This window comes from Lentzea sp. NPDC058450 (genome assembly GCF_042721395.1).
Lineage (GTDB): Bacteria > Actinomycetota > Actinomycetes > Mycobacteriales > Pseudonocardiaceae > Lentzea.
In genome coordinates, this window is the sequence record NZ_JBHXLO010000003.1 from 174,924 (window position 1) to 189,062 (window position 14,139).

Consider the following 14,139-nt stretch of genomic DNA (forward strand, 5'->3'; position numbering starts at 1 on the left):
CGTACCAGAAAAACGCATTCCCGACCGCTACGATCCCGTGATGTGGCTCCCAGCCTGGAAAACCTGCTGGTCGTAGGCGTCGCGTCGAGCGCCTTGTTCGACCTGACCGAGTCGGACGCCGTGTTCGCGTCCGAGGGCAAAGAGGCCTACCGGGCCCACCAGGAAGCGCACCTCGCCGACCCGTTCGCACCGGGCGTCGCGTTCCCGTTCCTGCGCCGCCTGCTCCAGCTCAACGCACTCGCGCCGCTGGTCGAGGTGATCGTGCTGTCGCGCAACTCCCCCGACACCGGCCTGCGCATCCTGCGCTCGGCCGCCCACCACGACCTGAAGATCAGCCGCGCGATCTTCACCGAGGGCCGCGCGCCGCACGAGTTCATGCCGGCGCTGAACATGTCGTTGTTCTTGTCCGCCAACGAGAACGACGTCCGCAAGGCGACGCTCGCCGGCATGCCCGCCGGTCAGGTGCTCACGTCGTCGTTCCAGGACGACGACGATCCGGCGCTGCGGATCGCGTTCGACTTCGACGGGGTGCTGGCCGATGACGCGTCCGAGCGGATCTACCAGGCGGGCGGGCTCGACGAGTTCCAGCAGCACGAGGCGTCCCACGTGGTCACGCCGCTGGATCCGGGGCCGCTGCGGAACTTCCTCGCGGGCGTGAACCGGATCCAGCGGCACGCCGAGGACCGCGTCCGCGTCTCGGTGGTGACCGCGCGGTCGGCCCCGGCGCACGAGCGGGCGATCAACAGCCTCAAGGCGTGGGGACTGACGGTGAACGACGCGTTCTTCCTGGGAGGGTTGAAGAAGGCGCCGATCCTGGACGTGCTGAAGCCGCACATCTTCTTCGACGACCAGCGCGGTCACCTGACGCGGACGGTGCCGTGCGTGCACGTGCCGTTCGGGGTGTCGAACGAGAAGAGCCCGGCTACCGAAGGGTGACCGGGCTCTGTCCCAGGAGAACTACCTCGCGAGGCCGTCCTCGATCGCCTTGATGATCGCGGGACGGAGCTCCGCCGCCGAGATGATCGCGTCGACCGCGCCCACCTCGACCGCGCGCTGCACGCTGTGCACCCGGTCGAACTCGGCGGCCATCTCGTTCAGCTTCTCGGTCCGCACCGACTGACGCGTCGACGCCAGCTCACCGGTCAGCGCGGCACGCTCCGCACCGGAGGCCTCGGAGACCGCGGACTCCAGCTTCTTCACGCGCGGGTCGTTGGCCGTGCGGCCGTCCACCTCGCGGGCGAACACCACGGCCGCGGCGGGGGCGCCGCCGATGACCGAGGCGAAGGAGCCCTCGACCGCGAGCACGGTCATGGACGGGTTCAGGGCCTTCGAGAAGACCACGAACGCGCCGCCGTGGTAGCGCGAGATCACCGTGAAGACGATCGGGCCGCGGAAGTTGACGATCGCGCGGCCGATCTCGGCGCCGTACTCGAGCTGCAGTTCGCGCATCGACTCCGGGGAGCCGTCGAAGCCGGACAGGTTCGCCAGCACCACGAGAGGCCTGTTGCCCGAGGCCGCGTTGATCGCGCGGGCCGCCTTCTTCGACGACTTCGGGAACAACGTGCCGGCGGTGTAGGTGTCCGGGCCGTCGGTGGGCGGGAAGCCGGTGCGGGAGACACCGCGCGACTCGACGCCCAGCAGCGTGACCGGGATGCCGCCGAGGTGCACGTCCTGGACGACGGCGGTGTCGGCGTCGGCCATGCCCGCCCAGCGCTCCAGCACCTCGTGGTCCTGGTCGGACAGCGCGCGCATCACGGTGCGGATGTCGAACGGCTTCTTGCGGTCCGGGTTCGACTCCAGCGAGAAGATCTCGCCGACCGTGGTGAACGGGCTGTCGCCGACCACGTGCGGGAACGACGAGACGTCGCGGAACGAGGGGTCCGAAGTGGACACTCGACGCGGGCCGGCCTCACCGGGAGCGATGTAGCTGTGCTCGTAGTGGGCCAGCAGGACGTCGAACGCCGACCGCAGGTTCGGGGCCCAGTACTGCGCCTGGCCGTTCGGGCCCATGACGCGGTCGTAGCCGCCGATGCCGTAGTTGTCCTCCGCCGAGACGCCGCCGGAGAAGTCCAGGGCCTGCTTGCCGGTCAGCACCATCGCCGAGTCCGGGGTCATGACCAGGATGCCCTTGGTGTGCATGAGCATCGTGGCCTCGGCGTTCCAGTACGGCTGGGCGCCGACGTTGATGCCGTTGACGACGACGTTGATCTCGCCACCGTCCTGCGTGAACTCGACGATCCGCTTGAGAGCCGCGGCCACCCAGTCCATGTTCTCGACACCGGAGCTCATCGAGATCTTCGCGCCGGACGAGAGCGAGAACCACTCCAGCGGAACGGTCAGCGACTCGGCCAGGTCGATCGCGTGGATCACCCGCGAGCACTCGGGCTCGGCCAGCGCGCCCAGCGACTTGGTCGGGTCGCCCAGCAGCACCACGCGCTTCATGCCCTCGGGGTACGCCGGGGTCGGCGTGGTCACCACACCGACGACGATGCCCGCCTTGTTGCCACCGCGCGGGCGGTCGACCGGAACCAGCGCGCCGTCGACGAGGTCGTGCTCCACGAAGGAACCGCCGTCGCCGACGAGCATGTCGACCAGCTCGTACGGGTAGATCGTGCCGCGGGACTGCGCGCGCAGCACGTTCTGGCGGTAGTCGTCGAGCGGCTGGATCGGGTCCGTCGGCGGTTGCACGAACGAGAACCGCACGCCGGCACCGGCGTCGTTCGCGATCCGCACACCGATGTCGGAGAGCTCCCCGGTCACCGGGTCGCGGCGACGCGCCAGGAACAGGACCTCTTCCAGGTCCAGGCCGGCGGTCGTCGGCAGCACGCGCTGGGCGATCGCGTCCAGGTCCTTCGACCCGAGCTCGGTCGGCGGCCACGCGTAGAGCACCACGCGGTTGGTCGCGAGGCGCGTGCGGCCACCCGACTGCGCGCGGGCCCGGCGGATGCCGTCCAGGCACGTCGCGAGGACGTCCTCGGCGGCGGGCAGGGCGACGATGCGGCCCTCGTCGTCGCGCAACGGCGTCAGGTCGCGGACCTGGCCGAGCGCCACGAGGCGTTCGTCGGACTTGTTCGCCTTGGCCACGGCGCGGAACAGGTACACGTCCTCGTCCACGGAGGTGAGACGCGTGAGGTCGAACTCGCGCAGCCGTTCGAGCTGCATGCGTTCGGCGATGCGCGGGTGGAGCCCGCGCACCAGCCTCTCCTCGGCGAACCCGTTGGAAGACGGGCGGAACGTGAAGTGGTGGTGCATCGACTCGCCGAGACGGCCCGCCACCGTGGTGGTGACGCGGGTGATCGTCGGCGGCAGCTGGTGCGCGGCCAGCGCCGAACCCAGAGCGGCGGCCATCTCGTCCTGATCGGACGGTCCCTCGGTCCACTTGACGTAGAGGTCCGCGACGACGGCGCTGCCGGTGCCGTGCTTGACGACCTCTCCGACGGCCTCGGTCAGCGACGCGAACTCCACCGCCGTCGAGATCAGGCGGGTCTGCTCCGGCGCGTTCTCCGCGATGAAGAACGCACCTTCGACGCGCGGGGTCTCCAGCGCCTTCTTGGTGTAGTAGCGGCGGGCCAGCACCTCCAGCAACGGGGTGTTGTCCGCGCCGGGCTTGCCGATGCGCTGGCCGAGCAGGCGCACCAGCGGTTCGGCCGACGCCACCATCGCCACGATCCGCTCCTCGCGGTCGGCGGCGGCGGGCTGCCCGTCGAGGTAGATCAGGTGCTTGCGGACCTCGGTGTGCACGCGGGCACGGGTGCGGCGCACCAGCGGCTGCGCGAACCAGGTGAACACGACGCTGCGGGCGAGGTCGGCCACCGCCGGGTAGCGGACCTGCGTCGCGGCGATGATGTGCTCCAGCACCAGGCCGATCTGGACCCGCTCGGCCTCGACCGGCGGTGCCTCCTGCACCCACTGGCGCAGCACGGTCGTCGCGACGGCCGCGTCGAACACACCGCGGCGCAGCGCCACGAAGATCCGGAAGACGGCCTGCTCCAGCTCGGGCGTGCGGTCGAGCTCGGTGATGCCGTAGTGGCCGATCACGTTCTGCAGCCGGGAGCGGAAGCCCTCCGGCAGCGCGGCGCGGTCGGCGTCCAGCGTCTTCAGGTAGGTGTGGAAGTGCTCGCGCGGAGAGTGGATGTGGTTCTCCGGCTTGGTCTCCTCGCCGGCCGGACGGTTGCGCGAGAGGTCGCACAGGTCGGCGAAGATGCCGAGCAGGTTCGCCTCCTGGACGAGCGGCCGCTCGGCCAGGTCGTGCCGTGCGCCCATGTAGTTCCTGAGCACGCGCTCGGTCTCGCCCGCGGTGGTGTCGAAGCCCAGCAACAGGTTGCGCAGGTCGTCGAGACCGTCCGCGACGAGCTCCTCCGGCCGCACGCCGGTGCGCGGCGCGGGCAGTTCCAGCTCGACTGCCGAGTCGGACTTCGCGACCTCCTCCGCGCCTGCCTCGTCCTCGATCTCCTCCAGCTTGAGCAGCGCTCCACCGGCGGGGACCTGGGTGCCGACGACGACGTTCAGCTCCTTGAGGCGAGCGCGGAACGGCGCGCGCAGCACCGTCTCCATCTTCATCGCCTCGAGCACGAGAACGGGCGCGCCGGCCTCGACCTCGGCACCGACCGCGAGCGGCGTGGCGACGACGAGCGCGGGCATCGGCGAGCGCAGGACACCGCCCTCGTCGCGGGTGACGCGGTGCGTGACGCCGTCGACCTCGACCTGGTGGACGGGGCCGTGCGTGCCGGTAACCACGCGGAACCGGCTGCCGTTGACGGTGATCTGACCGACGTGGTGGTCGAACCGCTCGACGTCGACGTCACCGGTCAGCACGGTCTCGGAGTCCGCGGCGGACACGCCGACGCGGTAGCTGGTGGCACCGACGCGGGCGACGTTCACGACGTACGGCGTGCCGCGCAGCACGAACTCGAGCTTGACCGCGCCCTCGTGGTTGGTGCGCGGCTGACCGCCCCGCGCGGAGGCGAGCAGCTCGGAGCGGTTGATCTGCTCCTCGTCCTCGTAGACCTCGATGCCGGCCGCGGCCAGCGCGATCGCGGAGTGGCGGTGCGAGATCAGGCCGCCGTCGGCACGCACGCGGTCGATCCACGACGTGTCGGCGCTGCCGTCGATCACGGCGGGCTCGTCCAGCAGGTCGAGCACGAAGCTCTTGTTGGTCGTGCCGCCCTCGATGATGACCGTGGTCTCGGCCATGGCGCGGCGCAGCTTGCCGAGCGCCTCGTCGCGGTCGCGGCCGTACGCGATGATCTTCGCGATCATCGAGTCGAAGTCGGCGGGGATCTGCGAGCCCTCCGCGACACCGGTGTCGACGCGGATGCCGGGGCCGGCCGGGAGCTCCAGACGAACGATCGTGCCGGGGCACGGCGCGAAGTCGCGGTCCGGGTCCTCGGCGTTCAGGCGCGCCTCGACGGCGTGGCCGAGCTCGACGGGCTTCTCGCCCTCCAGCTTGCCGCCACCCGCCACGTGCAGCTGCGCCTTGACCAGGTCGAAGCTCGTGGTGATCTCGGTGATCGGGTGCTCGACCTGGAGGCGGGTGTTGACCTCGAGGAACGCGAAGAGCTTCTCACCGGGGTGGTAGAGGAACTCGACGGTGCACGCGCCGCGGTAGCCCACGGCGTTCGCGAGCCGCTCGGCCGACGACTTGAGCTCGTCGACCTGGTGCTGCTCCAGCACGCAGGAGGCCGACTCCTCGATGATCTTCTGGTTGCGCCGCTGCACCGAGCAGTCGCGGACGCCGAGCGCCCACGCCGTGCCCTGGCCGTCGGCGATGACCTGCACCTCGACGTGCCGGGCGCCCGTGACGAGGCGCTCCAGGAACATCACGCCGGAGCCGAACGCGCGCGCGGCCTCCAGGCTGGTGCGCTCGAAGTTCTCCTCCATCTCGGCAGGAGACGTGATCTTGCGGATGCCGCGCCCACCGCCACCGGCGGTCGCCTTCAGCATCAACGGGTAGGTGACCTCCTCGGCCACCTTCAGGGCGTGCTCGAGGTTGTCGACGGCACCGCGCGACCACGGCGCGACCGGGACCCCGACCTCCTCGGCGATCAGCTTGGAGCCGATCTTGTCACCGAGCTTGCGCATGGCCTCGGCGGACGGGCCGACGAACGTGACGCCGACCTTCTCGCAGAGCTCGGCGAACTCGGGGATCTCGGCGACGAAGCCCCAGCCGACCCACGCGGCGTCGGCCTTCGTCTCGACGAGGGCGGTCTCCAGCACCTCCAGGTTGAGGTAGGGACGATCCGCCGCCAGACCGAGGTTGTAGGCGAGGTCCGCTTCCCTGACGAAGGGGGCGGACTTGTCGACATCGGTGTACAGGGCAACGGTCTCGATCCGTTCCCCTGACTCGGCGGCGAGCTCACGGACGGCGTGGATCAGCCGCATTGCGGCTTCCCCGCGGTTGACGATCGCTACACGACTGAACAACGACTTGGCTCCTCGCGGACATACGACCTCAGCGGCAAACGCCGCCCAATCGGTGTACACACTCTCGTCTACTACCCGGTAGGAAAACCGCTAGATCGAAGCGAGTTGAGCAGCGTGGTTTGTATGAAACCAACAAGCCACCAGGTCCTTGACACAGTCTCGCTTGAGCGCGTGGCACAGCTCACCACGCGGGGTGGCGGGGTGCGCACGGAAACGGTTCAGGACTGCGGGACCCGGATCACGGATCCCGGGGTGATGACGTTCGGGTTGGTGATCACGTGCGGGTTCGCCCGCACGAGCCGGGTGTAGAGGTTGCCGGTGCCGTAGAAGTGCGTGGCGATCGACCACAACGTGTCGCCAGGCTTGATCTCGTACTCCTGGTAGACGCGGTAGCCGGGCACGATCCGCGGCCCGTAGACGACCGGGACGATCACCTTGTCGACCTCGGCGCCGTCCTTCGGCGAGACCCAGAAGACCTCGACGAAGAGCCGGTCGAGCGCGAACGACGCCCCGGACACGTCCGCCCGCACCTGGAACTGGCCGTGGCCGCCGGTGCCGTCGCCCGCCGTGAACGTGCCGGTGACCTCGTCGTGGCCCTCGTGGATCCGGTAGCCGAACTGGGCCTCGAACGCGCCGCCCGCGGTGCCCGCGATGTGCACGCGGCTCCCGACGAGGCCCTGCGGCCGGGGCTGCTGGATGTCGATGGACATGGTTTTCCCCTTCCTCCACCCGATGAGTCGGAGCGGGAAGGGGTGGCGTTGCCCGGGGTCACCCCGGTGGCGCAACGGCTGGTGGTGGAGGTCGGAGTCGAACCGACTGTGCGCGAGGCTCCCGTTTTACAGACGGGCGGGGCTCCACAGCCCCATCTCCACCATGGTTGCCCCGAGCACGAAGACGTGCCCTGAGCTGGGGAGATACCTCGGATATCGGCGCATGCGGACCACTGTGCCGGATCTTGCCGACGGGCGCGACCGAATTAGTTGAGCAGCGCGATGGAGAGGTTCAGGGCCGCCGCGAAGCTCACCCACGCCAGATAGGGCACGAGGAGCAGACCGGCGGCCTTGTTCCGCCGCCAGAAGACCACGACCAGCGCGGCGATGGAGAGCCACAGCACGAGGATCTCGGCGAACGCCGGCCAGAACCAGCCGAGCCCGAAGAACAACGGCGTCCAGGCCGCGTTCAGCACGAGCTGCGCGCCGAACAACGTCAGCTCGCCGCGCGAGGCCCCGGCCCGCCACGCCAGCCATCCGGCGGCCGCGATCATCACGTAGAGCGTCGTCCACACCGGACCGAACAGCCACCCCGGCGGTGCCCACGCGGGCTGCTCCAGCATCGCGTAAGTCGACCCGGCCGACACGGAGAACAACGAGCCCACCACGGCCGTGACCAGCACGGCTCCCGCGAACAGCCCCAGGGCGCGGACGGGGTGCCGTTCGGATACGAGAGTCATGCCACGGAGGTACCCGCTCAGGCGCCCGGCAAAGCACGCACGATCCCGAGCACGGCCGCGCGGCTCGGCCGCTGCCGTTCGGCGGGACCCAGCAGGGTGAGCTCGTCGACCAGCACGGCCTCGCGGATCGCCGCGTCGTGGCCCGGCAGCTCGGCGCGCAACGCCTCCACCAGCCGTCCCCGCAACGCGCGGCCCAGCGGGTCGTCGGTCGGCAGGTGCCGCCAGTGGGTGCTCAGCACGCGGGACGCCACGGCCTCACCGCCGACCGCCCAGAGCAGGCGGATCATCCGGTCGGCGAGGCCCATGAGTCACACAGTGCGGTCCGGCGGTCGCGCTCGCAACCGCCGGACACGCGAAACGCCGCTACTTCTTCTTGCCGGAGAACAGCGCCTTCACCTGGTTGCCCCGGCGGCGCAGGCCCCACTTCGTCACCCGGATGAGCGCCTCGCGGACGATATTGCCGCTCATCTTCGACTCGCCGAACTCGCGCTCGAGGAACGTGATCGGCACCTCGCGGACCCGGAAGCCCAGCTCGATCGTGCGCCACAGCAGGTCGATCTGGAAGCAGTACCCGGCCGACGCCACCGACGCGAGGTTGAGCTTGCGCAGGGTGTCCGCGCGGAACGCCCGGAAGCCGCCCGTCATGTCGCGCACGTTCGCGCCCAGCGCCAGCCGCGAGTAGAGCGAACCGCCCAGCGACAGGAACTTGCGCTGCGCGGGCCAGTTCACGACCTCGCCGCCCGGTACCCAGCGCGAGCCGAGCACGAGGTCGGCCTGCGGCAGCGCGTCGAGCAGCCGGTGCAGCTGCTCCGGCGCGTGCGAGCCGTCGGCGTCCATCTCGCAGATGACGCCGTAGTTGCGGTCGAGCGCCCACTGGAAGCCCGCGACGTACGCGGCGCCCAGACCGGCCTTCTCGGTGCGGTGCATCACGTGGACCCGGTCGTCCGCGGCCGCCATCTCGTCGGCGAGCTGGCCGGTGCCATCGGGGCTGCCGTCGTCGACCACGAGGACGTGCACCTCGGGCAACGCCGTGTGCAGCCTCTTGACGATCTTTCCGATGTTGTCCCGCTCGTTGTAGGTCGGGATCACCACCAGCACCTGCCCGAGTTCCTGGTCAGGCTGCCGCGCCATTCGAGTCCTTCCGTCGTCGGGTGAAGCCCGGCGCCAACGCCACGAGGCCCGCAGCGGCAATCACCCACTCGGGCCAGGCTCCTAGCCAAGTCGCCAGCGTAGTCTGTGACCGCAGCGGCAGTGTCGCGACCAGGGCACCAGGCTCGAAAAGCCCAGTCTTCTGAGTGACGGAACCGTCAGGCGAGACCAGGGCGCTGACCCCCGAGGTGGCCGCCACGACCACCGCCCGCCCGTGCTCCACGGCCCTCACCCTGGACATGGAAAGCTGCTGGTAGGTCATCTCCGTGTAGCCGAACGTGGCGTTGTTCGTCGGGATCGCGATGATCGTCGCGCCCGCCGTCACCGTGTCGCGGACCACTGAGTCGAACGCCACTTCGTAACAAGTGTCAATCGCGACCTTCGCGGGTCCCATGACGAAACCCTCGGGGTCGGTGCCCGGCTGGAACACCCCGGCCCGGTCGACCGTGGACGAGAAGAGCCGGAAGAACGAGCGCATCGGCATCGTCTCGCCGAACGGCTGGAGCTTGCGCTTGGTGTAGGTGTCCGTCGGGCCCTTCTCCGGGTCCCAGAGCACCACCTGGTTGCGCGGCAGCCCGTCGTTCTTGTCGACCACGACGGCGCCCACCGCGATCGGCGCCTTGATCGCCTTCGCGGCCTGGTCGATCCGCGCGGCGGCGTCGGGGTTGCGGAACGGGTCGATGTCGGACGAGTTCTCCGGCCAGATGACGACGTCGGGCTGCTTCTGCTTCCCCGCCGCGACGTCGTTCGCGAGCTCGATCGTCCGGTTGACGTGGTTGTCGAGCACCGCGCGGCGCTGGGAGTTGAAGTCGAGCCCGGCGCGCGGCACGTTGCCCTGGATCGCGGCGACCGTGACGGTCCCGGCGGACGCGTCCACCCCCACCGGCAGCACCAGCCCGGTCACCAGCGGCACGGCGAGCAGCGGCAGGCCGAGCTTCCAGTTCCTGAGCAGCCAGAACAGCCCGAACCCGGTCAGCACCACGCCGAACGTCAGCAGCGGCGCCCCGCCCAGCGACGCGAGCGGCAGGAACCACCCCTCCGGCTGCCCGAACGCGATCTTGCCCCAGGTGAACCCGCCGAACGGCACCAGCCCGCGCACCCACTCGTCCGCCACCCACAGGCACGCGGCCCACAGCGGCCACCCCGGCACGCGGGAGATGAACGCCATCGCGGCCGTGCCGAGCGAGATCATCAACGCGCACACGAGCGCCAGCGGCAGCCACGCGATCAGGCCGACGAACTCCCCGGTCCACCGCAGCAGCGGCACCATGAACCCGAGCCCGAACACCAGCCCGTACCCGAATCCGGCGCGCGCACGCTTGTCATAAATCACATGCGCGAGGACCGCGAAGCCGACCGGCGCCAGGAACCACAGCGGACGCGGCGGAAAGCTCAGGTAGATCAGCACACCGCCGGCGAGGGCGAGTGCCGTCCGGGTGAGGACCGGCACGCTCAGTTTTCGCCTGCGCGCGGGCAATTCCGGCGATTCCGGCGTGATGGGGGGTGCGACCACCCGATCAGCGTACGAGGCCCAGGAGTACACAGAACGTATGACCTACGTCGATCTCGTGTTGAAGCAACTGTCCACAGACGACGAACGCGAAGCACTGATCGGCGGCGACACCAGACTCACCCGCGCGCAAGCCCGTGACCTGCTGTTCCGGCTCGCCGACGGACTCGTTCGGCGCGGCGTCGGCCCCGGCGACGGCGTGGCGGCGTTCGTCGGCAACACCCCCGAGGCAGTCCTGCTCACCGTCGCCGTGCACCTGCTGGGCGCCCGGCTCGTCTACGTGCCGCCGGAGCCGGGGACCGGCGAACTGAAGGCGTTGATCGACCACGCCGAGGTCAAGGGTGTCGTGGTCGACCCGGCGTTCAGCGACCGGCTCGACGGCTGGGACCTGAACGACCTCCCCGGCGAGCCGGCCGAACGCCCGGCCGCGCCGGACTTCACCACCGTCATGTACACCGGCGGCACGACCGGCCTGCCCAAGCTCGCCGTGCACCGCAGTGACAACCGTTGGACGGACCGCGCGAACACGCCGCCTCTGAACCTCCTGTGCAACACGCTCATCACCCACGGCAGCGGCTCGGGCGGGTGCCGGCTCGCGCTCATGACCGGGTCGAAGCTCGTGCTCGGCCCGTCGGCGTTCGACGCGGACACGTGCGTGCGACTGATCCGCGAGGAGCAGATCAACGCGACGTTCTTCGTGCCGCCGATGCTGTACGAGGTCCTCGACCACCCGGACTGCCCCGGCCCGCAGTTCGGCGTCGTCATCGTCGGCGGCTCCGCGCTCGCCCCGAAGCGGCTGCGGCAGGCGATCGAGAAGTGGGGCCCGGTGATCAACCAGGGCTACGGCATGACCGAGGCGATGGCCATCGCGATGATGCCTCCCGCCGACATCGACTTCGCCAAGCCCGACACGTTGCGGACGGTCGGCAAGGCGAATCCGGTGATGGAGGTGGAGACGCGCGACGGTGACGTGTGGGTGCGCGGCCCGTCGGTCATGGAGGGCTATTGGGGTGAACGGCCGCTCGCCGAAACGGCCGATGGCTGGTTCAACACCGGCGACATGGGCCACTTCGACGACGACGGCTACCTGTACCTCAACGACCGCAGCAAGGACGTCATCGTCACCGGCCGGACGTCCGACAACGTCTACTCCCGCCTGCTCGACGACTTCCTGGTGACGCTGCCCGGCATCAGGCAGGCCGCGGCGGTCGCCCAGCCGGACGAGGCGTTGGGCGAGGTCGTGCACGTTTTCCTGGTCTCCGAAGGACCGGATGTCGATGTCGACAGGATTCGTGCTTCGGTCGTGGCCGAACTGGGTGAGCTGTACCAGCCCAGAGGGGTCACGGTCGTGGACCGGTTGCCCCTGACGAAGGTGGGAAAGGTCGACAAGCGCAAGCTTCGTTCCCTGTTTCGGTAAGGTTCGGTCAAACCCAGGAGGTGACGGATGCCCCGTCCAAGCGTGGAAGCCGAACGCAAGGCGCAGATCCTCGCGTCCACCTGCAAGGTGATCGCGGCCGAGGGCTTCCGCCATCTCCGGGTCTCCGACGTGGCCAAGGACGCTGGCGTGTCCGGCGGGACCGTGCACTACTACTTCGAGACCAAGCGCGAGCTCACCGACGCCGCGTTCGAGCACTGCTTCGAGATCTCGGTGCGCCGCCGTCGCTGGATCCTCGAGTCCGACGAGCCGCCGCTGTCGCGCCTGCGCATGGTGGTCGAGTCGTACCTGCCCGAGGGCGCGGAGACCGTGGAGGCGTGGAAGGTCTGGGCCGAGCTGTGGGTCGAGGCGATCCGCAGCCCGGAGCTGCAGGAGCTCAACGAGCGCTTCTACGGCGAGTGGCGCGACATCGTGGCGAGCATCTTCCGCGACGGTCAGGCGTCCGGTGACCTCGTCACGTCCGGCGACCCGCTGGAACTGGCGAACATGATGGTCAGCATGCTCGACGGGCTCGCGCTGCAGGTGCTGGCGGGGTCGAAGGCGATGACGGTCGACACGATGCGCACGACCTGCCTGCGGTTCGTCGACCAGCTGTCGACCGCGTCCGTCTAGACGTTTCCGGTGCCCGTTCTGTTGAACGGGAGATCCCCGGTTTCGGGTGACGTCGATCATCGGGGTCGAACCAGGGTTGGTCCCCGATGCTGGAAACACCCTGAACTGGGCATCCTTGATGCATGACCACGACAGTCGCATTGAGCAGGCCCAGGACCAACCGGATGATCGCGGGTGTCTGCGCGGGGCTCGCCCAGCGCTGGGGCATGAAGGCGGGCACCGTGCGCCTTCTGTTCCTGCTGTCCTGCCTTCTGCCCGGACCGCAGTTCGTCGTCTACATCGTGCTCTGGGTGATCATGCCCGACCGCGGCTACTGATCGGCTCGCCGCCGGTCTTCTCGAACAGGACGGCCTCGGGCAGCCCCACGCGGGTGCCGTCGCCGAGGCTCCTGTTCGACGTCCACAGCTGAGTCCGCAGGGCCTCGTTCTCGACGGACAGGACGTCGGCGTTGTGCCGCATCGGCTCTCCGGTGCCGCGCCGCCACCGCGCGACGTCCGTCCAGAACCGCTCGACCTCGTCCCACACGTCGAGGGTGCGCGGCCCGAGGGCCATGCGGATCTCCTGCGCGGTGCGGATCTGCTCCAGCCCGTGCGAGGCGAGGTTCTGGAAGTCCTCGACCAACTCCGCCACCAGAGGGCGGTGGGCGTCGTCGGCGAGCAGCTTCTCCGCGACCCGCGCGACCGTGGGCAGCACGTCGTCGGGCGCCGACCGCTGGGCGGCCACGTAGGCCGTGACCATGGCGGCGCTCGACTCGCTGCGGTCTTCGAGGTGCTTCCAGCCGAACCCCGACGCGTCGACGAGCTTGTGCGCCGCGCTCCTAAGTCCCCACACGTGCTTCTCCCCCGAGCTCCGTCCTGTTGAGATCATCTCATCCGGCTCGGTCGAGGGTGTGAGCGCGCTCCCTCAACCAGACGATCTCCCTGGCCAGCCACGAGCCGGGGCCGAGAACGCGCCCGGCCCGGGCGTGGAAGTCGCGTTCGGCCTCGACTCTCGCGACGACGCGTTGCCCGAAGTCCCGGCGGTCCTCCAGGCCGTACTCGTCGAGCAGGACGCGCACGAGTCCGAGCTGGTGGTCGAGGTCGTGGACGATCTCGGCGCCGAGCAGCCACAGCCAGGCGGCGTAGGCGAGATCTCGTGCGCGAGGTCCGGGCGCGGCCTGGTCGAAGTCGAACGCCGCCGACGGCAGCCCGTCGACGAACGTCACGTTGAGCGGCGAGAAGTCGTTGTGGCACACGGTCTCCTCGCCCTGGGCGAGCGGCGTGCCGGCGGTCGCGTCGTGCAGCCGGCGCACCAGCCGGGCGGCGGCGGCGATCTGGTCGCGGGACCAGTCCCTGGGCCGGAAGTCGGAGCGGGTCTCGCCGGGCTGGAAGCTGAGGATCTCGCGTCCCCGGTCGTCGATGCCGAGCAGCTTCGGCGCCGCGTCGACGTCGTCGAGGTGCCGCAGCAGCCGGTGCACGAACGGCGAGTGCGGGCCGAGCGGCCGGCGAACGGTGTCCCCGACGCGGACCACTCCCTCGGTGATCCGGCCGCCCGTCAACGGGATCTCCACGCTCGTCACTC

Annotated in this window: 12 protein-coding genes and 1 tRNA gene; 4 read left to right on the plus strand and 9 right to left on the minus strand. The window is 69.8% G+C overall.

What is annotated here, in order from left to right; all coding sequences use genetic code 11:
• Positions 1-42: 42 nt before the first annotated feature.
• Positions 43-936 carry a 5'-nucleotidase gene (locus tag ACFWNN_RS07145; protein ID WP_382438976.1) on the plus strand — a complete coding sequence of 298 codons (894 nt, stop codon included), beginning with the start codon at positions 43-45 and terminating at the stop codon, positions 934-936.
• Between the two features lie 21 nt (positions 937-957).
• On the opposite strand, the gene ACFWNN_RS07150 is transcribed toward ACFWNN_RS07145, so the two are convergent.
• The 7 genes from ACFWNN_RS07150 to lnt all read right to left on the minus strand — a co-directional run bounded on the left by ACFWNN_RS07150 (position 958) and on the right by lnt (position 10,535).
• Entirely contained in the window at positions 958-6,423 is a 5,466-nt protein-coding gene (locus tag ACFWNN_RS07150; protein ID WP_382438977.1) for a carboxyl transferase domain-containing protein, read from the minus strand.
• Positions 6,424-6,641: 218 nt separating this feature from the next.
• Positions 6,642-7,133 carry a Gmad2 immunoglobulin-like domain-containing protein gene (locus ACFWNN_RS07155; RefSeq protein ID WP_382438978.1) on the minus strand — a complete coding sequence of 164 codons (492 nt, stop codon included), beginning with the start codon at positions 7,131-7,133 and terminating at the stop codon, positions 6,642-6,644.
• A gap of 79 nt (positions 7,134-7,212) precedes the next feature.
• Positions 7,213-7,296 (minus strand) — tRNA-Tyr (locus ACFWNN_RS07160).
• 103 nt (positions 7,297-7,399) lie between these two features.
• Complete coding sequence (locus ACFWNN_RS07165) at positions 7,400-7,873, minus strand: TspO/MBR family protein (protein WP_382438979.1); 474 nt, start codon at positions 7,871-7,873, stop codon at positions 7,400-7,402.
• A gap of 17 nt (positions 7,874-7,890) precedes the next feature.
• A complete protein-coding gene (locus tag ACFWNN_RS07170) occupies positions 7,891-8,178 on the minus strand; it encodes a hypothetical protein (protein ID WP_382438980.1) in 288 nt (95 codons plus the stop codon).
• A 58-nt stretch (positions 8,179-8,236) separates the two neighbouring features.
• Complete coding sequence (locus ACFWNN_RS07175; protein ID WP_382438981.1) at positions 8,237-9,004, minus strand: polyprenol monophosphomannose synthase; 768 nt, start codon at positions 9,002-9,004, stop codon at positions 8,237-8,239.
• Positions 8,988-10,535, minus strand: coding sequence for an apolipoprotein N-acyltransferase (lnt, locus tag ACFWNN_RS07180; protein WP_382438982.1), 1,548 nt, complete (start codon positions 10,533-10,535; stop codon positions 8,988-8,990). The genes ACFWNN_RS07175 and lnt overlap by 17 nt, the downstream gene beginning before the upstream one ends.
• A gap of 37 nt (positions 10,536-10,572) precedes the next feature.
• Here lnt and ACFWNN_RS07185 point away from each other — a divergent pair, with 37 nt between their 5' ends.
• From ACFWNN_RS07185 to ACFWNN_RS07195, 3 genes are all read left to right on the plus strand, one after another.
• Positions 10,573-11,949: a class I adenylate-forming enzyme family protein gene (locus ACFWNN_RS07185; RefSeq protein WP_382438983.1), complete on the plus strand. Its 1,377-nt coding sequence runs from the start codon at positions 10,573-10,575 to the stop codon at positions 11,947-11,949.
• Between the two features lie 27 nt (positions 11,950-11,976).
• Positions 11,977-12,579, plus strand: a complete 603-nt coding sequence (locus ACFWNN_RS07190) for a TetR/AcrR family transcriptional regulator (protein ID WP_382438984.1) — start codon at positions 11,977-11,979, stop codon at positions 12,577-12,579.
• 122 nt (positions 12,580-12,701) lie between these two features.
• Positions 12,702-12,896, plus strand: a complete 195-nt coding sequence (locus ACFWNN_RS07195) for a PspC domain-containing protein (RefSeq protein WP_093588499.1) — start codon at positions 12,702-12,704, stop codon at positions 12,894-12,896.
• On the opposite strand, the gene ACFWNN_RS07200 is transcribed toward ACFWNN_RS07195, so the two are convergent.
• Complete coding sequence (locus ACFWNN_RS07200) at positions 12,874-13,410, minus strand: hypothetical protein (RefSeq protein WP_382438985.1); 537 nt, start codon at positions 13,408-13,410, stop codon at positions 12,874-12,876. The genes ACFWNN_RS07195 and ACFWNN_RS07200 overlap by 23 nt on opposite strands.
• Positions 13,411-13,447: 37 nt before the next feature.
• Positions 13,448-14,137, minus strand: coding sequence for a phosphotransferase (locus ACFWNN_RS07205; protein WP_382438986.1), 690 nt, complete (start codon positions 14,135-14,137; stop codon positions 13,448-13,450).
• Positions 14,138-14,139 lie beyond the last annotated feature (2 nt).

Bases quoted from the DNA above. Each gene is read 5' to 3' on its own strand.
- ACFWNN_RS07170 (WP_382438980.1), bottom strand. From the start codon at position 8,178: ATGGGCCTCGCCGACCGGATGATCCGCCTGCTCTGGGCGGTCGGCGGT.
- ACFWNN_RS07155 (WP_382438978.1), bottom strand. From the start codon at position 7,133: ATGTCCATCGACATCCAGCAGCCCCGGCCGCAGGGCCTCGTCGGGAGC.
- ACFWNN_RS07165 (WP_382438979.1), bottom strand. From the start codon at position 7,873: ATGACTCTCGTATCCGAACGGCACCCCGTCCGCGCCCTGGGGCTGTTC.
- ACFWNN_RS07190 (WP_382438984.1), top strand. From the start codon at position 11,977: ATGCCCCGTCCAAGCGTGGAAGCCGAACGCAAGGCGCAGATCCTCGCG.
- ACFWNN_RS07175 (WP_382438981.1), bottom strand. From the start codon at position 9,004: ATGGCGCGGCAGCCTGACCAGGAACTCGGGCAGGTGCTGGTGGTGATC.
- ACFWNN_RS07195 (WP_093588499.1), top strand. From the start codon at position 12,702: ATGACCACGACAGTCGCATTGAGCAGGCCCAGGACCAACCGGATGATC.
- ACFWNN_RS07185 (WP_382438983.1), top strand. From the start codon at position 10,573: ATGACCTACGTCGATCTCGTGTTGAAGCAACTGTCCACAGACGACGAA.